The 21,831-nt window shown below is 37.2% G+C and carries 12 protein-coding genes and 1 pseudogene; 5 read left to right on the top strand and 8 right to left on the bottom strand.

Going from position 1 to position 21,831, the window contains the following annotated elements:
- Positions 1-30 precede the first annotated feature (30 nt).
- The 4 genes from RT723_RS09245 to xseA all read right to left on the bottom strand — a co-directional run bounded on the left by RT723_RS09245 (position 31) and on the right by xseA (position 6,635).
- The gene (locus tag RT723_RS09245) at positions 31-1,923 is read right to left on the bottom strand and encodes a sensor histidine kinase (RefSeq protein ID WP_315946775.1); all 1,893 of its coding nucleotides are present in this window, start codon (positions 1,921-1,923) and stop codon (positions 31-33) included.
- A 76-nt stretch (positions 1,924-1,999) separates the two neighbouring features.
- Positions 2,000-4,237, bottom strand: a complete 2,238-nt coding sequence (locus tag RT723_RS09240; protein WP_315946774.1) for an EAL domain-containing protein — start codon at positions 4,235-4,237, stop codon at positions 2,000-2,002.
- 302 nt (positions 4,238-4,539) lie between these two features.
- Positions 4,540-5,292 (bottom strand): tRNA (adenine(22)-N(1))-methyltransferase, encoded by a 753-nt coding sequence (locus RT723_RS09235; protein ID WP_315946773.1) that lies wholly within the window; start codon positions 5,290-5,292, stop codon positions 4,540-4,542.
- On the bottom strand, positions 5,292-6,635 hold the full coding sequence (xseA, locus tag RT723_RS09230) for an exodeoxyribonuclease VII large subunit (protein ID WP_315946772.1): 1,344 nt from the start codon (positions 6,633-6,635) through the stop codon (positions 5,292-5,294). The genes RT723_RS09235 and xseA overlap by 1 nt, the downstream gene beginning before the upstream one ends.
- 233 nt (positions 6,636-6,868) lie before the next feature.
- On the opposite strand from xseA, the gene guaB reads away from it, so the two are divergent.
- A complete protein-coding gene (gene guaB, locus RT723_RS09225) occupies positions 6,869-8,338 on the top strand; it encodes an IMP dehydrogenase (protein WP_216053880.1) in 1,470 nt (489 codons plus the stop codon).
- Positions 8,339-8,691: 353 nt separating this feature from the next.
- On the top strand, positions 8,692-10,275 hold the full coding sequence (guaA, locus tag RT723_RS09220) for a glutamine-hydrolyzing GMP synthase (RefSeq protein WP_315946771.1): 1,584 nt from the start codon (positions 8,692-8,694) through the stop codon (positions 10,273-10,275).
- Positions 10,276-10,377: 102 nt separating this feature from the next.
- Here guaA and RT723_RS09215 read toward each other — a convergent pair whose 3' ends face one another.
- From RT723_RS09215 to RT723_RS09205, 3 genes are all read right to left on the bottom strand, one after another.
- Entirely contained in the window at positions 10,378-11,553 is a 1,176-nt protein-coding gene (locus tag RT723_RS09215) for a retroviral-like aspartic protease family protein (RefSeq protein ID WP_315946770.1), read from the bottom strand.
- Positions 11,554-11,749: 196 nt separating this feature from the next.
- Positions 11,750-11,884 carry a hypothetical protein gene (locus tag RT723_RS09210; RefSeq protein ID WP_315946769.1) on the bottom strand — a complete coding sequence of 45 codons (135 nt, stop codon included), beginning with the start codon at positions 11,882-11,884 and terminating at the stop codon, positions 11,750-11,752.
- A 54-nt stretch (positions 11,885-11,938) separates the two neighbouring features.
- Positions 11,939-12,172, bottom strand: a complete 234-nt coding sequence (locus RT723_RS09205; RefSeq protein WP_216053884.1) for a hypothetical protein — start codon at positions 12,170-12,172, stop codon at positions 11,939-11,941.
- 205 nt (positions 12,173-12,377) lie between these two features.
- Between RT723_RS09205 and tadA the strand changes: the two genes are divergently transcribed.
- Positions 12,378-12,884, top strand: a complete 507-nt coding sequence (gene tadA, locus RT723_RS09200) for a tRNA adenosine(34) deaminase TadA (RefSeq protein ID WP_315946768.1) — start codon at positions 12,378-12,380, stop codon at positions 12,882-12,884.
- 298 nt (positions 12,885-13,182) lie between these two features.
- On the opposite strand, the gene mltF is transcribed toward tadA, so the two are convergent.
- Positions 13,183-14,715, bottom strand: coding sequence for a membrane-bound lytic murein transglycosylase MltF (gene mltF / locus RT723_RS09195; protein WP_315946767.1), 1,533 nt, complete (start codon positions 14,713-14,715; stop codon positions 13,183-13,185).
- Between the two features lie 239 nt (positions 14,716-14,954).
- Here mltF and purL point away from each other — a divergent pair.
- Positions 14,955-18,864: pseudogene (gene purL, locus RT723_RS09190) on the top strand (phosphoribosylformylglycinamidine synthase).
- A gap of 200 nt (positions 18,865-19,064) precedes the next feature.
- The gene (gene gshA / locus RT723_RS09185; protein ID WP_315946766.1) at positions 19,065-20,633 is read left to right on the top strand and encodes a glutamate--cysteine ligase; all 1,569 of its coding nucleotides are present in this window, start codon (positions 19,065-19,067) and stop codon (positions 20,631-20,633) included.
- Positions 20,634-21,831 lie beyond the last annotated feature (1,198 nt).

Raw genomic sequence — 21,831 nt, 5'->3', positions numbered from 1 at the left:
TTTGATCGAGATAGTTATTATATACAATATTTATTTTGGTAATAAACTGGTTAAATCTGAGGGGAATAGAATAGTAAATGTGGTACCAGTACCTAATCTAGACCTAACTTTAATAGTCCCTTTGAGTGACTCACTTACCCATTGATGAGCAAAGTGCAAACCAAGACCGGTATTACCGCCAGCACGGTTAGTCGTGACAAAAGGTTCAAAAATGTCTGGTAAACTGGTTTCATCAATTCCTTTGCCATTATCACTCAACGTTAACTGAATAAAATCATCTTTATTTTTTAATGCTACGATAGTTATTACCCCACCAATATTTTCCTTAAATGCATGATTTTGAACATTTATAATTAAATTTTGTAACACTTGAGAGACAATGCCAGGATAACTCATTAATGAACATTCATCGCTAATATCGGAGTTCACGATAATAGAGCTACTTTTAAGACGATGAGACAGCGATTTTAGTAAATCACTTACAACTTGACTTAAGTCAAACCTGACGAGTTCTTCTTGAGCTCGGTCAATCGCCAATCTTTTAAAGCTTCGAATTAATTCAGCAGCACGATTTAAGTTAGTTTCACTTAAATCAAAACCTTGAGTACTTTGTTGTAAGTATTTTTCAAAAGCCGACTTTGTTAACCCTTGATCTAACGACTGTTGTAATTGTTCATGATTATTTCGTTGTTTTGAAACTGCCATCATAGCAGCTCCTATAGGGGTGTTTAATTCATGTGCTACGCCGGCCACCATCATGCCTAACGCTGAAAGTTTACCGGATTCAATCAAGTCTTGTTGAAGTTGATGTTGTTGCTCGAGTAATTTCGACATTTTCCTATTGTTGTTTTCTAGTTGAATTTTATCTTGCGCTAATGTTTTATTTAGTGAAGAAAGCGTTCGTTGATATCTAATATCTCGCCATGATAAATAAATCATTATAATCATGAGAGTTATTGCAATTAAAGCAGTTGGCCAAAATGCCCTCCAAGTTATTTCATCAATAATCGTTTTAGGTGTAATGGCGACAAAAAATAAGGTATTTTCTTGCCTACTTTTTTGGGTGAGATCCGATTTACGCAGTGTTAATAACTCTCCGTCAACCAATCTTGTTTCATTTATACTTTTATTATTTAAAAATGCCCATAAGTTGGCATTTGCTTTTGGTAAAACGTTTTCTGGATGCTCTAGCATTTCTCCCCATTCTTTATTTGGGTCCGGGTTAAGTAACCAATTGCCATTAATATCTATTATTTGTAATTGGACCTTGTCATTATTCAATGAACGTAGAAATGAAAATAATTTATTCATATCATAATTGATAACTAATGCGCCGTTTGCCATGTCATCTTCAACGCCTGTTTGCAATCCAACACGAATTGTTGATTGATAAGGTGTTTGGATCGCGCCTTTTTCTATATTAAGGTCAATAGGAGAAAAATAAATATTTGGGTATTGGGTTTTCATCGTGGTTTGAAAATAATAGCGATGGGATTTATTTTGAAGTTGGGGGGATGTTAAGACAATTGGTTGGTCATTTATTATATCAACGCGCGAACGTTCTTGTCCGTTTTCATCTAACCAACGTAATTGTAATAATGAATCAAAGCTTTTACCGTAAAAAGAAAATGCTTTATCTAATGAGTTTTTATCTACAGATAAGCTTAGCTTAAATGCTTCGTTGAATGTTGGATCACGGTATAACAGGTTAATTCCATTATTCATATCTCCCAAGGTTCTATTAAAATGCTCAAAAGCATAATCCAATAGTTGATTATGTTTACTTTCTAATACATTCAGTTCGCTATCTAATTTATGAATATAGAAACTTCTTGCAATAAAAATAATAAGAATAAGTGTGATACCGGATAATAAGCCAAATTTACCTATCCATTTATAAGACTTATTGTGTAATGCAAACATATTAGTTGATTCTCACAATGGTGAAACTAACTACTGTTGTGCCTAATTTCTAAATTAGACGAAAACAACATGAATATTAATCTAATTTTTGTGTTGGTAACCAGTCTAGTAATTTCTCTAAAGACATAGGTTTAGCAAATAAATAACCTTGTCCGTGGTGGCAGCCATGTTCGAGTAACATACTTTTTTGACCTTCGGTTTCAATTCCCTCAGCGATAACTGAAAAGCCAAACCTCTGAGCCAGTTTCATTACCATATCTACTACGTGGTAGCTAACTTCATCGTCTTCAATATTTGTAATAAAAGTACGATCAACTTTTATGATATTAGCGGCTAATTGAGCAATATGGGCTAAAGATGAATACCCCGTACCAAAATCATCAATACTAACATTCACCCCGTGCTCGCGAAAACGCATGAGTATTGGATTGATTTCTTCATAATCTAACATAGCTTGAGATTCAGTCACTTCAAGATCTAGTAGTTTCGGGTTTATTTCACCTTGCTCAATGATAGTGAGGATACTGTTAATATAGTGTTCATCCCTTAAATCGGATATGGTGGCATTGAATGAAATAGGTAAGCGATAACCCATGACATCAAGTGCTTTTAATGCATTAACAACTTCAAAGAAAACAAAAAGGTCCAGTTGATTAATCAGCCCTGATTGTTCGGCCACCGGAATAAACCGCGCAGGAGAAATTAAAACTCCTTGATTGCTCCAACGCAATAACGCTTCAAAACCGATAATTGTATTAGTTTGCATATTCACTTTAGGCTGCAATTCAATAAATAATTCAGACTCAGCAATAGCATTTCTTAAACCATGCATTATCTCTGATTCTTCCGTTATCTGTTGTAGGTATTCTGGTGAATAATCAAGTATATTGATACGCTGTTTACGGGCTATATTTAACATCCCTAATGCTAAATAAAGTATCCTGTCGGGATGTAACTCACTGAGTAAGTTTAAATCCATCCTAACCATCGTTAGATCCAAGTTATGTGAAATGCCATGAACAACCATAGGTTCATTCGTTAAAGCTATAAGAGATTCTAATTCAACGGCATCATTTTTATTGTATAAAATTGCAAATGTATCTGCACTCATCTTGGTAATAACGTGTCGCTCTGTTGTCACATTGCAAATTGAGTCATAGAGTTGTTTTATCAGCTGATTAGAATGATCTTCACCAAATATTAAAGCTTTGTTTGCAAATTGTTTTACATTAAAAATAACGAGCTCTGTATTATTCTTATCGGCAAAACTCATATTTGAAAGTTCGCGTTGCAACCAAGTCCGATTGTAGATATTGAGTTGTTGATCTTTATACGCTAAATGCGCTAATCGATTAATAAATGAGATGTTATTAAAGCCATTAGCAATGTTTTCACTAAAAACTTGCAGTAAATTTATATTATAAAGATTTAATGGTTGTTTGGTGTGCACTAAAATCAAATAATATTCAGCAATCTCTCCATCCCCAGGGAAAAATAAAGCTGAGTGATGACCACTAAACTGGTGTGTCATTTGTTCTAGAGCATTACGACAAACATCACCGTACAGGTTTTCGATCTCTTCATTGAACTCACAGTTAATATAACGAGTTGAGTTTCCCGTTGCCGCTTTGACGGTTGCTTTAGGTGCAACTTCATTGGAGGGAAGGGGACAAGGTTGCATAATGCAAAGGATGCCATCAGCTGATGCACTAATGACGTTACTAATTTCTGCTAAAACTACATGAGTAAAGGAATCAAGGTCGTATTTACTACTTAAACTACGAGCCGCTTCAACGACCATTTGTAAACCTAAAGTTGCTTGTTTTAACTCGCTCAATGAATGCCATGTTCTTAAGTGGGCACTAACTATTGAACATAACATGTCATACTGAATTTCAGATTTATTCCAGTACTCATCAATATCATATTCTTGCATCACTTCTAACCGAGGCGCGAATCCAGGTTGACCAGTTAATAATATAATTCTTATCGCAGAGTTTCCTTGAACATTACGAATAAACTCTACTAGTCGAAGCCCTGAGTCATCCTCTTCCATTACTACATCAAGCAAAACTAGAGCAATGTCTGGATTTTGGGTTAAAATGGTTGCAGCTTCAGCAGCTGAACTAGCCTTTAATATTTCAACAGGACGAGTATTAAATATTGTATCTTGGATAGCGTAAATTAATGACTCCTGATAATTAATGTCATCCTCAACACTTAAAATCTTCCAAGGGATACTATTGATACCTTGTAAATTTTTGACATCTTCATTGTTTTCTTGGGCGAATTCAAAACCTGAGTTTATATCCATAAAATTCTCATCACTCCTAAATACAATTTAAGTTCCTTATTTTATTTAGTCTATTAGAGCTAATATAATAATCAATTATTTGCAATAAAATTTAGGCTATTAACTATTAATCTCTAACTTAAAATAGGAATTGAAAGTGTAGTTGCGAAGTTATAATAGGTACAACTAATATATAAAAACATTTGCATAACAAGCATATATATCTATTGGTTTGAATAGCGAACTTGATAAATGTTTTATCAATAGAGGGTAGAGATTTTATGGAAAGTATTAAGTAAAAAAACAAAAATCAAAACTAGAGCTTAAAAGTTAAAATAACGTAGTTCCACTGCTTCATAGGCTTTAAGCATATTAGCGACATCTACTCGCCCTCCATCTTGGATACGGCGATAGTGCTGGATAGTTTTAGTTAAGTATTTATTTGCGGTTTTATACTCTTGTTCTGTTTTTGTTAGCCATAAACTATCTCCGGTTAAAGAAATTGTTTTAATATCTACTTTATTATTTTTCGATGTCATTAGATTATGCTTTACAAGTAACACTTCATAAATTCGATTATTCTCCTCTACCAAAATTTCTTGTTCCATCTTTAAATTTAAATTGGCCAATTGCTGGCGTAATGTGTATTGATGGTGAACAGGGCATAATAAAAAGTCGATAACGAATTGTGGAAATTGCTGGCAAATAGAGGTAACAAACTCCGTCATTAAATCTCCGCCAACACCTGCAATTATCACTAAATGACTGCCTTTATAATCTTTTAATGGCAGGGCGTTAACGTCAATACAATGGGTTTTCCATAAGCATTCTTCTAGCGTGTCATTGTTGGTTATTTGGTTTAATAAACTTTGTTCAGGATAAAACTGATTAAGTTTGTAGTTTAGGCCGCTCATCAACTCAGGAACAATATCAACAAAATGTATAACGTTGGCGGCTTGACGAGTTAATAACGAAGTACCTAAATAACCATGATCGCAACAACAATCCCAAATATGGTCATAGTTTGCTGTGACTAACTTATCTAATTGTTGTAATCGCTTTCCGAGTTTTAACATTAGTTGATTACTTTCACAGCAATATCACCATCGGCTACTTTTATATTTAATTTATCATCCACATCTACTTGACTGGTCTGTGTTATCACTTTTCCTGTTTTGGATGTGGCTATGGCATAACCACGTTGCAAAGTCGCTAGAGGACTCACGATTTGTAATTTTTCAATATTTTTAGCAAATCGCTGCTGTTGTTTAGAAAAGTGATTGTTAAAACTGGCCTGTAAATCATGGCTGAGTTGGCTGTGTTGTTTTTTAGCTAACAGCAATTGATGTTTTGGCGTATTGGCTAATAACATTTCTTTTGCCACTACCGAGCGTTGTTGTTTATGTGCAACCGTTTGTTTGATTAAACCGTTAAGTCGTAAATTCAACTCATCCGTTTGTTGTTGAGCTAATCTAATCTTGTGACTTGGATGCAATAAACTCAGTGTTTTATTTAATTGAGCAAAGCTCGACTTTCTGTTTTTATGGTTGTTGGCATAGGCCATTAACAAACGAGAATACAGCTGAGTAGTTTTATTTATTAACTCTGAATTATCCGTTGAAACTATTTCAGCCGCGGCTGATGGCGTAGGGGCTCTTAAATCGGCAACAAAGTCAGATATTGATACATCGACCTCATGACCGACAGCACTAATAATTGGTAATGCAGAGTTATAAATAGTATGTGCTAACGCTTCGTCGTTAAAACACCACATATCTTCTAATGAACCGCCGCCTCGGCCAACAATTAATACATCAACTTCATTTCGGTAATTAGCCGCGTTGATAGCCCATATAATATTTTGAGCGGCATGCTCCCCTTGCACCATCGTTGGGTAAAGTATTACTTCAGTTTGTGGTGAACGGCGTTTTAATACAGTTAATATATCGTGAACGGCAGCCCCCGTTGGCGAGGTAACAATACCAACTCGTTTTGGCGAAACGGGAATAGGGCGTTTGACATCTTGGTCAAATAAACCCATTTGGCTAAGCTGTTGTTTGAGTTGTTCAAATTGTTGTTTTAATAAACCTTCACCAGCAGGTTCCATGACCTCGGCTATAAACTGAAAGTCGCCTCTTGGTTCATATAAACTGACACGACCACGTACAAGCACTTGAGTGCCGTTTTCAACAACCGCTCTAACAGAGCGATTATTACCTTTAAACATGGCACTTTTTATTTGTGCACGGTTATCTTTTAACGAAAAATACCAATGACCACTTGAGGCTTTAACTAGGTTTGAAATTTCTCCTGAGATCCACACATTAACAAACTCACCTTCCAATAACATGCGGGCTTTTTGATTAAGTTCTGAGACTTGGTAGATATGTTGTTGCTGGGCATTATTGTGAGTTTGCACGTATTTCTAATTCACTTATAAGTCGAATAAATGGAGTCTAACAAGAGTGCAAATGAATGTCAGTTGTTGAAATATATTTCCACATAAATAAGTAGTAACTATTACTTTTTTAAATAGTGCTTATTATTTTACTGATTTTTGCAAATCTTCATTTACCTAGCACAACTTTTAGACTAAAATGCCGCCGCAACGTAATCATCTCCTTCCATATATTAAGTTAAGGTAAAATTTCCATGTTGCGCATAGCTAAAGAAGCTCTAACATTTGATGATGTTCTACTTGTTCCAGGACATTCCTCGATACTTCCTCACGAAGCCAATTTAAAAACTCGTTTAACTCGTAACATCGAATTAAATATCCCTATGGTGTCATCTGCAATGGACACTGTAACTGAAAGCCGTTTAGCAATTGCCTTAGCGCAAGAAGGTGGACTAGGTTTTATTCATAAGAATATGTCTATTGAAGCACAAGCTAATGAAGTTCGCCGTGTAAAGAAATTTGAAGCCGGTGTGGTGTCTGACCCAGTTACCGTTTCTACCTCTATTACAGTGGGTGAAGTTATGGCAATGGCAGATGAACATGGATTTTCTGGTTTCCCCGTTGTAGACAAAGACAATAATCTTCAAGGTATTGTAACGGGGCGAGATTTACGTTTTGAAACTAATTTAAAAACCAACGTTACTACAATTATGACGCCTAAAGAACGTTTGATCACCGTCAAAGAAGGTGCCTCAAACGAAGTCGTATTTAAGTTAATGCATGACAATCGTATCGAAAAAATCTTAGTTGTTGACGATAACTTCAAGCTTACAGGTATGATCACAGTTAAAGACTTCCAAAAAGCAGACAGCAAGCCAAATGCATGTAAAGACTCATTAGGTCGTTTACGCGTAGGTGCAGCTGTAGGTGTAGGTCCAGGTACTGATGAGCGTATTGAAGCTTTAGTTAAAGCGGGAGTAGACGTTTTATTAATCGATACTTCTCACGGGCACTCACAAGGTGTTTTAGAACGTGTCGCTAAAACGAGAGCAACTTACCCAGACTTAGATATCGTAGGTGGTAATGTAGCAACAGCCGCCGGTGCAATCGCATTAGTAGAAGCTGGTGTTGACGCTGTTAAAGTAGGTATTGGCCCAGGTTCAATTTGTACAACACGTATCGTAACTGGTTGTGGTGTACCACAAATCACGGCTATCTCTGACGCAGTAGACGGTGTTGCAGGTAAAGATGTACCTGTTATCGCTGATGGTGGTATTCGTTTCTCTGGTGATATTTCTAAAGCATTAGTTGCCGGCGCAAGCTGTGTAATGGTTGGTTCAATGTTAGCCGGTACCGAAGAAGCGCCAGGTGAAGTTGAGTTATACCAAGGCCGTTATTACAAATCGTACCGCGGCATGGGAAGTTTAGGTGCAATGAATCAATCACATGGTTCATCTGATCGTTATTTCCAAAAATCAGACAACAAAGAAAAATTAGTACCAGAAGGTATTGAAGGTCGTGTTGCATACAAAGGTCCAATCGAAAACATAATTCACCAACAACTAGGTGGCATTCGTTCAGCAATGGGCTTAACCGGTTGTGGTTCTATTCCAGAACTAAACACCAAACCTGAATTTGTACGCGTAACATCGGCAGGCATGGGCGAGTCTCATGTGCATGATGTGCAAATTACCAAAGAAGCACCTAACTACCGTATGGGTTAAATTTCTTCTTTGTTTTGTTGTCAGTTTAACTGATCTCAGTGTCAGCAATGCTCAAGTAGACTTCTACGTTCCGCGTTGCTTCCTTGACCTCAATTAAACTGACTTAAAAACAAATAAAGAAACAAGTAAGAGTAGCTTGCCTATTTGCTTCATGCTTTTGAGTTACGAGTTACGAGTTACGAACTTCTAGCTTCTAGCTTATAGCTTATAGCTTACAGCTTAAGGCTTAAGGCTTAAGGCTTAAGGCTTAAGGCTTAGAACTTAAAAATTATTCAACAAAGTCGGATTAGATGTCCGGCTTTTTCAATTACTTGGTTCAGGTTTCCTGACCACACAATTAAAAAGGCTAAAACATGTCAGTACAGCAAGACATTCACCAGCATAAGATTTTAATTTTAGATTTTGGTTCTCAATACACACAACTTATTGCACGTCGTGTATGTGAAATTGGTGTTTATTGTGAATTATGGGCTTGGGATGTTACCGAAGAACAGATCAAAGGCTTTAATCCTAACGGGATTATTTTAGCCGGTGGACCTGAGTCGGTTACCGAACACAATTCACCTAGAGCTCCTGAATATGTATTTAATGCTGGCGTTCCAGTACTCGGTATTTGTTATGGCATGCAAACTATGTCACAACAGTTGGGTGGATCAGTACAAACGTCTGATGAGCGTGAATTTGGTTACGCTCAAGTTGAAGTTATCTCTAACTCTGCGTTGCTAAAAAACATTGAAGACGCACTTTCAGCTGACGGTAATGCGTTATTAGATGTGTGGATGAGTCATGGTGATAAAGTCGATTCTATCCCAGCAGATTTCACTACCGTTGCAAAAACAGAATCTTGCCCTTATGCAATTATGGCCAATGAAGAGAAACAGTTTTACGGTGTGCAATTCCACCCAGAAGTAACACACACCAAACAAGGTTTACGTTTATTAGAAAACTTTGTGTGTGATATTTGTGCTTGTGAAAAGTTGTGGACTTCAGCTTCAATTATTGAAGACGCTATCGCTAAAATGAAAGAGCAAGTTGGTGATGATGAAGTTGTACTTGGCCTTTCTGGTGGCGTTGATTCATCGGTTGTGGCTATGTTGTTGCACAGAGCTATTGGTAAAAAACTAACATGTGTATTTGTTGATAATGGTTTACTTCGTTTAAACGAAGGCGAACAAGTGATGGAAATGTTTGGTGATCACTTTGGATTAAACATTATTCATGTGAAAGCTGAGGATAGATTCTTAGACCGTTTAGCATCTGAAAATGACCCAGAGAAAAAACGTAAGATCATTGGTAACGTATTTGTAGAAATCTTTGATGAAGAAGCCAGTAAATTAACTAATGCTAAATGGTTAGCTCAGGGCACTATTTATCCTGACGTTATTGAGTCTGCTGCTTCCGCAACAGGTAAAGCACATGTGATTAAATCTCACCATAACGTTGGTGGTTTGCCAGAAGACATGGAACTTGGTTTAGTTGAGCCGCTACGTGAATTGTTTAAAGACGAAGTGCGTAAAATTGGTTTAGAACTTGGTTTACCATATGACATGCTTTACCGTCATCCTTTCCCTGGACCAGGTCTGGGAGTTCGTATCTTAGGTGAAGTTAAAAAAGAATACGCTGATTTATTACGTCGTGCGGATCATATCTTCATTGAAGAACTTCATGCGGCTGATTTATATAATAAAGTAAGCCAAGCGTTTACTGTATTTTTACCTGTACGTTCTGTTGGAGTAATGGGCGACGGTCGTAAATACGACTGGGTTGTGAGTTTAAGAGCGGTAGAAACTATCGACTTTATGACAGCACATTGGGCGCATTTACCGTACGACTTCTTGGGTAAAGTATCGAATCGTATCATCAATGAAATTGATGGTATTTCACGAGTCGTCTATGACATTAGTGGTAAGCCTCCAGCGACCATTGAATGGGAATAACTAGATGTAGTTAGTTGAAAACGGAGCTTTTATGCTCCGTTTTTTTATATTCATTTTCAGTTTTAGGCATAAGGGAGAATTGTTGGATATTGGAATACAGAGTTAATTAACACCTAATATTAACTGATTGTTTAGTTGATCAATCTGAAAAGCAAAATGTTTTAAAAAGTTCATACCAAGCAAACCATCAGCTTTATCTAGGGTTTCTAAATCCATTACGGCAAATTCTATTGATTTAACTTGATAACCATTAATTTGAAATTGTTCAAATAGGTAGACTGGTGTGTTAACAGTTCCTCCTGCTGTATTCATATCTATTTGTCGACTAAAGACAGGATTTAACCAACTGGGGAGGTTTTCAAAAGCATAGTTGGATAAAACTGACAGTGATGCGCCTGTATCTATCATCAATTGAATTTGGCTTTGTGAATCAAACTGACCGTTCACTATAAAATGCTCGCCATGTTTTACTAGTGGAATGGCGGTTTCACCTAATAACAAAGATTGCACTTGTTGTAATAAGGCATCAACTTGGGCTGGTGATTCTTCAGATTCAGCAAGCTGTAACAATATTTCTTGTGCTGAGGATAATTGGTTTAGTTCTATTTTTGTTTTACTTAACAATAATAAATAGGGTGGGTAATCAGCCTCATCAAATAATACTTGTTCGAGAAAATGTAAGGTTTCTTTCCATAAACCTTGTTGGCTTAAGAGTGCATATTGTTTTTGTACCAGTAAATGGATCTGGTTTTCGCTGTGTTGTTCTATTTCTAGATTAAACGAATTATCTATAATGTCTTTATAGAGCTTAATTGCTTGTGGAAATTGAATAAGGTGCTCAAGCCGTTTGGCTTCTAACTGCATGACTCTGATATGATAGGCATTGTAATTAAAGAATGAAGAGGTAAAGGCGGCGACAGTATCATTATCGTGACTATTTAGGCGGTTGTTTAGTTTAATTAACCAAGTGTTAAGTATGTTATCAGCTAACGTTTCATCTTGATTAACAATGTCACTGTAGAGATCGATAGCTAAGTCATATTGCTGGTTATTGAAAAGGGCATGAACTTGTTCCGTCACGTTATTAACTTGTGGTTTAGTGCCTTGGACCGTCGTGTTAAATGGATTGTTGTTGGTTTTGTTTTCTATTTCCAACATTGGACTGTTCAACGCTAAATTGGCTTGCTGCTTTTGGATTGGAAGGGTTAAATAGAAATATAAGTTTAAGCTTAATGATAAAAATAATATCAGGATTAAAAGTCTTATTTTAATCTGCAATTTATTTCTCACTTTTTAGCTAGTCTAAGTTGAATCTATCCTAGATGTATTTATGAATAGATTCAATTAGCTAGCTTAATTTAACAATCTTATAAAGAATTGATCTTGTCTTTTAAATCGTAGTTTTCAGTCGTCACTATTTTTTCTAATACAGCGGTACGTTCTTTTAGTGCTAACATTTCTTGTTTTAATTCTTTCAGTTCTTTTTGCAGATCATCGTTGTCGTCTGCATTTTGTCTTTTAGTTTGGCATTAATGTTAAGTTCATAGGCTGAATATAAAAGTCCACCCACAATAGCTATGATGGCGATGGCTGCAGTTGTTCCTGTCATGACGTTTCTCTACTTAATAATTGTTATTGTTTTAAAGCTTTTGCAAACCAGTGATTAACTGGCTTTATCTAGCGCATTAATTTCGTTTCTTAAAGAATACTTTTCGTCAGTCACAATTTTTTCTAATACTTCGATGCGTTGCTTTAACTCATTAATAACGGCTTGAGTTTGCTCATCAATTTTGCTGTTTTGTTTCTTTAACTGAAGTTTTACATATTGTTCCCAAGCGGCATATCCTATTCCACCTACGATAGCGACTAATGCGATGATAAATGCTGAAGTTGGCATGTTCATTTCCTTCTTAATTTGTTTTATTCAATTATAGAGTGATTACGCTCTATTATTCATTTTTATAGTTGTCATATATAACAACATTTATACCATTTATTAACCTATTGAAATATAAGTAATTAAATTAATAAAGTGATAATTGTGTTGTGGTAATAACTGAATTTTAGTCTAATTAACCAAATTATATTTATTTAGCTATTTTATGACTGATGATGTTGAACATAATAATAAATGGATGTCGCATGCACTTAAACTTGCAGAATTAGCAGAGCAGCAAGGAGAGATACCGGTAGGCGCCGTGTTGGTTAAAAATGATCAAATAATTGGAGAAGGGTGGAATCAGTCAATTACACTAAATGATCCTACTGCGCATGCTGAAGTTATGGCCATTAGAGATGCAGGTAACAAGGTAGATAATTATCGGTTAGTTGGATCAACTTTGTATGTCACTTTAGAGCCATGTCCAATGTGTGCAGGGGCTTTAGTACATAGTCGTATAGAAAAACTGGTGTTTGGCGCAAGTGATTTAAAAACCGGTGCAGCAGGAAGTGTCATGAATATAGTTTCTCATGCGCAATTAAATCATCAAGTTGAGGTTTATTCTGGGGTAATGCATCATGAATGCAGCGCTCGTATTTCAGCTTTTTTTAAGAAACGAAGAGAACAGAAAAAAGCAGATAAATTAAAGAGCGCAATACTAAAAGATTAGAGAAGCAGAGTTATTGCTAGTCAGTTGGTGTAATAGTCGAACCTTCCAAACGCATTGCAATTTGTTTCACTCTTCGTTGAACTAAACGACGAGTATTTCTTTTTTCGATACACGACGACGAATGCCACTGGCCATTAACCCTACCTTTTTTAGTTTATTAACTTTTCTTCTTCTTAACATTTCTTATCCTTTACTGGCTCAAAAGCCCGATATTGATATTGCTATATCGATAATCGGGCTAATCTAGTCTATTTAAACTGAGGCTGCAATATGTGAGAGGTATTTGTTTTACATACCGTTATTGTGCTAGTTGTGGTTTGGCATTTTGCTCAACATCATTTTTTCTGTTGGCAATAGACTCTTCTTCTGTCATTTTTTGATCTATCCAAACAAGCGTGTCGTAATAACGTCTAATGTTTGAAACATAATTTACAGCTTCGTCGCCACGAGCAAAGCCGTAACGAGTTTTTTTGTAATAACGTTTTTGGCGTAATAGTGGTAACTGATTTTTAACATCTACCCATTTGTCTGGATTTCCGCCAAGTTGTGAAGTCAGTCTACGTGCATCTTGCACATGACCCCAACCAATATTATAAGCAGCGAGAGCAAACCAAGGTCGATCATGTTCTGAAATACGATCGGGAATCCTGTTTAATAACTTACGTAAATATACCGCACCGCCACGAATGTTTTCTTCTGCATCTAAGCGACTTTTAACACCAAATTGTTTCGCTGTTGGTTGTGTTAACATCATAATGCCACGAACGCCCGTAGGGGATTTTGCTCTCGGGTTCCAATGAGATTCTTGGTAACTTTGTGCTGCCAGCAAGCGCCAATCAATGTCACCAGCGTATTGAACAAACCAATCTTGGTATTTAGGTAACACATCGTCAACCGCACGCATAAATAACCGAGTATCCACATAATTGAATTTTTCAACATGGCCGAAATACCGGTCTTCTAACGCTAATAGTTCACCGGATTCGTTCATCTCGCCAAAAAAGTCGATTAACACAGCGTACAAAGAATCATCATGGTTATCGTTTAACAGCCAGCTTAAAGGCAACTTCTTTTGAATGGTAAAGGCAACACTAATGTCAGGGAAATAACGACGAACTACCGCTAAATTATGAGAGTCTGCAACGGTGTAATCTACTGTTCCATCCATTACCATCTCTAATATTTCATTAGGATCGGCATTTTCTGAAATGTTAATTTCCATGTCAGGATAATCTTCTACCATGCTTAACAATTTTTCGTGGTGACTTGTTTTAGCTGCAACGGTTATCGGTGCGTCAATATTTTCCATTGAATTTGGACGTTGGCGACCTTGTTTATAAACCACTTTCTGAGAGATGTTTAAGTATGGAGGCGAGTACCGAAATTTTTGTGATCGGTTTTTTGTTGGCGCTAATCCACCTACTAATATATCAACAGTCCGATTTTCTAATTTAGGCAGTAATTCCGAAACATGGTAACTCGGTACAAATTCGATATCGACGTCCAAATAACGAGCAAAGTTTTGTACTAGGTCGTGCTCAAATCCAGCGGCGCCATCAATATCAACATAATAACTGGTTGGGTTAAATAATATCCCTACCTTTAAAACACCAGCTTGTTTGATTTGTTTTAGTTTTGAATCTTTATCTGCAGGCTGACATGCCATTAACACAAACAAAATAGACACGACCCAAAGAAGGCGTGCTTTTGTTGATTTTAAGGTACAAGTTAGTGTACGGGTTACAGTGTGATTTCGTTTCATGGGCAGTTTATACCACAAACTCGATTTACCAGTCACTAAACATAATATGACAAAATTTTTAAATTCCATTATTTATCAGTCAATCCTTTGGTGTTAAAGCTTAGATTTGTTCGCTATAAAAAAATGGAAATAGCACGATAAATTATCTGTACTATTGACTTTAATTTAGCTGATTTTGTGCTAACAAAATATTTTTGTTTAATCGTTCTATTTATTACGATCGTACTCTATATCTTGAGAGCGATTGTGTATATAATGCGCGCCTAATTTTTTCCTTTCAAAACAATCAATGAATGGTGAATTGGCATATGTTAATCCTTCGTGGTGCCCCAGCTTTATCTGAATTTCGTGTTAAAAAACTTCTTGCTGCATTTTCGGCTATTGGCCTAAATGTAACAGACATTTATGCGGAATATTCCCACTTTGCTGACGTGTCAGCGGACCTATCAACAGACGAACTTGAAAAGCTTAATGCTTTATTAAAATACGGTCCGTCTATTGCGCAGCACAAACCTGAAGGTGAGTTGATCCTAGTGACACCACGTCCTGGTACTATTTCTCCGTGGTCAACAAAAGCAACTAACATTGCTAATAACTGTGGTTTAGAAAGTGTAAAACGGGTAGAACGCGGTATTGCGTATTATGTTGTTGCAGATGGTTTAACCGCTGAGCAAAAACAACAAGTAGCTGCAGAATTACATGACCGTATGACGGAAGTGGTATTCAACGAGTTACAACAAGCATCACAGTTATTTATTGAAGAAGCGCCTAAACCGTTTGCTTCAGTTGATATTATCTCAGGTGGCCGTGAAGCATTATCAACTGCCAACATTGAAATGGGCTTAGCCCTAGCTGATGACGAAATTGATTACTTGGTTGAAAACTTCAACAAATTAGGCCGTAATCCAAACGACATTGAATTATATATGTTTGCACAAGCAAACTCAGAACATTGTCGTCATAAAATATTTAATGCAGATTGGACAATCGATGGCATAAAAACAGCCAAAGTCTTTGTTCAAAATGATCAAAAACACATTTGAACACAATAGCGAATATGTAACTTCAGCGTATAAAGATAATGCAGCGGTTATGCATGGTTCTGAAGCAGGACGTTTTTTTGCTAATCCAGAAACTAATGCTTATCAATACCATAACGAAAGCATTGATATCTTGATGAAAGTTGAAACACATAATCATCCAACGGCTATTTCTCCATTCCCAGGTGCCGCAACTGGTTCAGGTGGTGAAATTCGTGATGAGGGCGCAACAGGTCGTGGTTCTAAGCCTAAAGCTGGTTTAAGTGGTTATACAGTATCAAACTTACGTATCCCTTCTTTCGAACAGCCTTGGGAAATCAACTACGGTAAACCTAGCCGCATCGTTAACGCATTAGACATTATGATGGAGGGCCCGTTAGGTGGAGCTGCATTTAATAATGAATTTGGTCGTCCAAACATCTTAGGTTATTTCCGTACTTACGAAGATATAGTAAACAGTCACAATGGTGAAGAAGTACGTGGTTACCACAAGCCAATCATGCTTGCCGGTGGTCTAGGGAATATTCGTCGTGAACATACTCAGAAAGGCATAATCCCTGTTGGCGCTAAATTAATTGCGTTAGGTGGACCTGCAATGAACATTGGTTTAGGTGGCGGTGCTGCTTCTTCAATGGCATCAGGTCAATCAAATGAAGATTTAGACTTTGCATCGGTTCAACGTGAGAACCCAGAAATGGAACGTCGTTGCCAAGAAGTTATCGATAAATGTTGGCAGTTAGGTGATGAAAATCCAATTGCCTTTATTCATGATGTTGGTGCGGGCGGTCTTTCAAACGCGTTCCCAGAATTAGTAAATGATGGTGAACGTGGCGGTAAATTTGAGTTGCGTAATGTACCAAATGATGAGCCGGGCATGTCGCCATTAGAAATTTGGTGTAACGAATCTCAAGAACGTTATGTACTAGCGGTAGCGCCAGAGAACTTAGAATTATTTGAACAGTTATGTAAACGTGAACGTGCTCAATATGCCGTTATCGGTGAAGCTACCGAAGAGCGTCACTTAACTGTAAGTGATGAGCATTTTGACAATAACCCAATTGATTTACCGTTAGATGTGTTATTAGGTAAAGCGCCTAAAATGCATCGTGACGTTACTTCTGCCCAAACAGCGGGGTCAGAATTTGATTTATCCAACATTAAATTAGATGACGCAGCAGAACGTATTTTACGTTTACCGACAGTGGCAGAAAAAACCTTCTTAGTTACTATTGGTGACCGTACGGTAACAGGTATGGTTGCTCGTGATCAAATGGTTGGCCCTTGGCAAGTTCCGGTAGCGGACGTTGCAGTAACAACGGCAGCATTAGACACTTATCATGGTGAAGCAATGTCACTAGGTGAAAGAACACCTATTGCTTTATTAAACTATGGTGCATCTGCGCGGATGGCGGTTGGTGAGTCCATCACTAACATCGCAGCCTCTGATATTGGTGAAATGAAGCGCATTAAAATGTCAGCCAACTGGATGGCCGCTGCTGGTCACCCAGGTGAAGATGCTGGTCTTTATGAAGCAGTTAAAGCCATAGGTGAAGAGTTGTGTCCAGCATTGGGATTAACTATTCCAGTGGGCAAAGACTCAATGTCGATGAAAACTCAGTGGCAAGATGAGTCTTCAAATGAAGATAAATCAGTAACGTCGCCACTTTCATTGGTAATTACTGCGTTTGCTCGTGTTGAAGATGTACGTAATACCGCAACGCCACAGCTTAGAACAGACAAAGGTGAGTCAGAACTTATCTTGCTTGATTTAGGTAATAAACAAAACCGTATGGGCGCGAGCTGTTTGGCTCAAGTTTATAATGAGTTAGGTACGTCAACTCCAGATGTTGATTCTCCTGCGATATTAAAAGGTTTCTTCGACAGCATTCAAACCTTAATCCGTGACGGTAAAGTGATGGCCTATCATGACCGTTCGGATGGTGGATTATTCTCTACCGTTACAGAAATGGCATTTGCTGGTAAAGCCGGGGTTAATGTTGAGCTTAGTGATTTAGGTGATGACGTAACGGCTGCGTTGTTTAATGAAGAGTTAGGTGCGGTTATTCAGGTTAAGTCTTCTGACAAAGCTACAGTGTTAGCCGTATTAGCTGAAAATGGTTTAGCTGACATGTCGCATGTGATTGGTTCTGTTAATAACGAAGATAAAGTTAGTTTTACTCATAACGGCAAAGTAGTACTTGAAAATACTCGTACTCATTACCGTACCGTTTGGGCTGAAACCACATTCAAAATGCAATCTATGCGTGATAACCCAGAGTGTGCACAACAAGAACATGATGCTAAATTTGATGTGAACGACAAAGGTCTAAACGTTGAACTTACTTATGACATCAATGAAGACGTAGCGGCTCCGTTTATCGCAAAATCGGCATCTACCGGTGTTAAACCTAGAGTGGCGATTTTACGTGAACAAGGAGTTAACTCTCACGTTGAAATGGCTGCTGCGTTTAACCGTGCAGGCTTTGAAGCAATAGATGTTCACATGAGTGATTTACAAGAAGCCCGTATGAATCTTGCTGATTTTACAGGCTTAGTTGCTTGTGGCGGTTTCTCTTACGGTGACGTATTAGGCGCTGGTGAAGGTTGGGCTAAGTCTATCTTGTTTAACGAGATGTTAAGTGAACAGTTTAAAACCTTCTTCCACCGTGACAATACCTTTAGTTTAGGTGTATGTAATGGTTGTCAGATGATGTCTAACTTACGTTCATTAATTCCAGGTGCAGATCATTGGCCTCGTTTTGTTACTAACAAATCAGAACGTTTTGAAGCTCGTTTCAGCTTAGTGGAAATCCAAGAGTCAGATTCTGTATTCTTTGCTGGTATGGCAGGCTCTCGTATGCCAATCGCAGTGTCTCACGGTGAAGGTCGTGCTGAGTTTGCTCAAGCATCGGCAGTAACTGCTGCACTTGAATCTGGAACCGTTTCAATGCGATATGTTGATAACAATGGTGAGTTCACAGAAACGTACCCAGCTAATCCAAATGGTTCACCAGAAGGGATTACATCGTTAACGACGACGGATGGTCGAGTTACTATTATGATGCCTCACCCTGAACGTGTATTCCGTACAGTGGCTAACTCTTGGCATCCTGATGAGTGGCAAGAAGACAGTCCTTGGATGCGTATGTTCCGCAACGCTCGTAAATGGGTTGGTTAATATAATCGCTTAAATAAAACCGCCGAAAGGCGGTTTTTTTGTTTCTACAAAAAATTTCTTCAAATTTATCTTTAACTTGCCCTTTATTTTATAGATATTAGACTCCATAACATGCTCTTATATAAACTAGTTTGGTTTCAATATCTTTAGTGCAAAGTAAATATACAGTGAATACTAAAGATGTAAGGAAAGGTTGCGCATTGACAACAATTAAGCAAAAACTTGAGCGATTAACTTCAGCTCAATTTACCAAAGCAATAACCAATATTAACCGTGGTATTGAAAGAGAAAGTTTACGAGTAAATACCGATGGTAAATTGTCTCAATTGGATCATCCAATTGCCTTGGGATCAGCTCTTACGCATCCTTATGTTACAACTGATTACTCTGAATCTTTATTAGAATTAATTACGCCACCTTCAAATAATATCAATACGACTTATGCCCAGTTACAAGATGTGCATAAGTTTGTCGCCCAAAATATTGGTGATGAAGTGTTATGGCCTATGAGCATGCCTTGTTTTATCAATAATGAAGATGACATTAGAATTGCTCAGTTTGGTAGCTCTAATGTAGGTAAAATGAAATCAACTTATAGAACTGGCCTGAAAAACAGATATGGCTCTATGATGCAGGCAATTTCAGGTATCCATTACAATTTTTCCCTACCAACTGAGTTTTGGCAATTATTTAAAGAGTTAAATGGATCAACAGAAGATACGCTTGAATATCAGTCTTCTCAATACATGCATATGGTACGTAATATTAAACGTTTTGTATGGGTAGTTACTTATCTATATGGTGCGTCACCAGCGATGTGTAAATCCTTCTTAAAAGGGCGAGAAACCGGTTTGGATTTTGATTCTTTTGGCAAAGGCTCTATATTTCTACCGAATGCTACGTCATTAAGAATGAGTGATCTAGGGTATACCAATAGTGCTCAATCAGAGTTGAATATTGAATATGGCTCGTTAACTCAATACATCGAAAAACTTAGGAAGGCGATCCATACAGAATCAGCAGAATACAAACAAATTGGTGTCAAAGTTGATGGTGAATATAAACAACTTAATCACAATATCTTACAGATAGAAAATGAGTTATATGCTCCAGTAAGACCAAAACAAGTTGCTAAGTCAGGTGAAAAACCAACAGACGCTTTGGCTAATCGTGGCATTATGTATGTTGAGTTAAGGGCGTTAGATGTAAATCCATTTACTCCTTATGGTATTACACTGGAGCAAATGCATGTTCTTGACGTTTTCTTGCTGTATTGTTTATTTAATTCTGAAACTGAATTAAATAATACGCAACAACAAGAAGCGGAAGAAAATCAGGATAAGATAGTTTTAGATGGTAGAAAACCAGACTTAACATTAGGACACAATGGTGTTGTTAAAAGTCGCACTGATTGGTTAGGCGAAATATTTAAAGACTTCGCTACGATAGCGACTTGGTTGGATAATCATTACGGTGAAACTCACTACTCAGATGCTATTAAAGCGACATTAGCTTCAGCAAACGATCCAACTAAAACGTTGTCTGGTAAATTATTAGCTGTACTACATTCAACTAATACAGATAACGGTGCATATGGGTTGAAGTTAGCTCAAGAATTTAAGAAAATTATTTTAAATAAAGAAACCAGCGAGTTTTCATCTGAGTTTTTACAACAAGAGTCAATTAAGTCATTACAAAAACAGTTAGAAGTTGAGCAAGCCGACCAAGTGGATTTTGATCAGTTTATAACAGAATACTTTAAATATTAACCAATACTTAAATAAAGACTAAAACTCGTAAACAGGACATTCACTTGTTTGCGAGTATTTCCCCTCAATACTTAGTTTTAAATATACAGTTATATACCTACATACTCTGCTTGAACAAAAAAGCCATCGAGCATACCTACATTAAAACAGGCATACTCTCCTTGGCCGTCCATGGCCATCGAGCATACCTACATTAAAACAGGCATACTCTCCTTGGCCGTCCATGGCCATCGAGCATACCTACATCCTGTAGGCAAAAAAAGCGAGCATATAAATGCTCGCGAATTAACAACAACAACTTTCCAGGGAATTAACAACTTTCACTTTGTTAGACAGGGTATTTACAAAAAGTTCATCCAAGTGTGAAATTAAATAAAATTAATTACTCAAACATCAAATTGAAAGGATTGGATATTCAGCTTTGTGACAACAAACTTAAAACTTAAAGTCTTTAGGCATACTCTCCTTGGCCGTCCATGGCCATCGAGCATACCTACATTAAAACAGGCATACTCTCCTTGGCCGTCCATGGCCATCGAGCATACCTACATCCTGTAGGCAAAAAAAGCGAGCATATAAATGCTCGCGAATTAACAACAACAACTTTCCAGGGAATTAACAACTTTCACTTTGTTAGACAGGGTATTTACAAAAAGTTCATCCAAGTGTGAAATTAAATAAAATTATTTACTCACACATCAAATTGAATGGATTGGATATTCAGCTTTGTGTCAAAAAAATTTAAAATCTTTAGGCATACTCTCCTTGGCCATCCATGGCCATCGAGCATACCTACATCCTGTAGACCGTCGCTCTTTGTCATCCATGGCTCGCGACATACCTGTTCCTTACAGGCAAAAAAAAGCGAGCATATAAATGCTCGCAATAAAACAACAACAATCTAAAGGGAATTAACAACTTTCACTTTGTTAGACAGGGGGTGGAAAAGTTCAGCGAAATGAAAAATAAATGTGTTTAGTTCTATTTTTATTTGATTTTAGTTTTAAATTTAACAGTAAACCTTAACATTCTATTTATCTATCTACTGATTTGGGGCTGTGAACATAGTTATTTTGAGTCTCGACATACTAATTCTGTATAGGCATACTCTCTTTGACCATCGTGGTAGATCGAGTATACCTACATTAAAACAGGCATACTCTCTTTGACCATCGTGGTAGATCGAGTATACCTACAT

The organism is Psychrosphaera aquimarina (assembly GCF_032461525.1).
In the GTDB taxonomy this organism is placed as follows: Bacteria; Pseudomonadota; Gammaproteobacteria; order Enterobacterales; family Alteromonadaceae; genus Psychrosphaera; species Psychrosphaera aquimarina.
The sequence above is the reverse complement of the archived record's forward strand: the minus strand, read 5'-3'. Positions and strand labels throughout refer to the sequence as shown.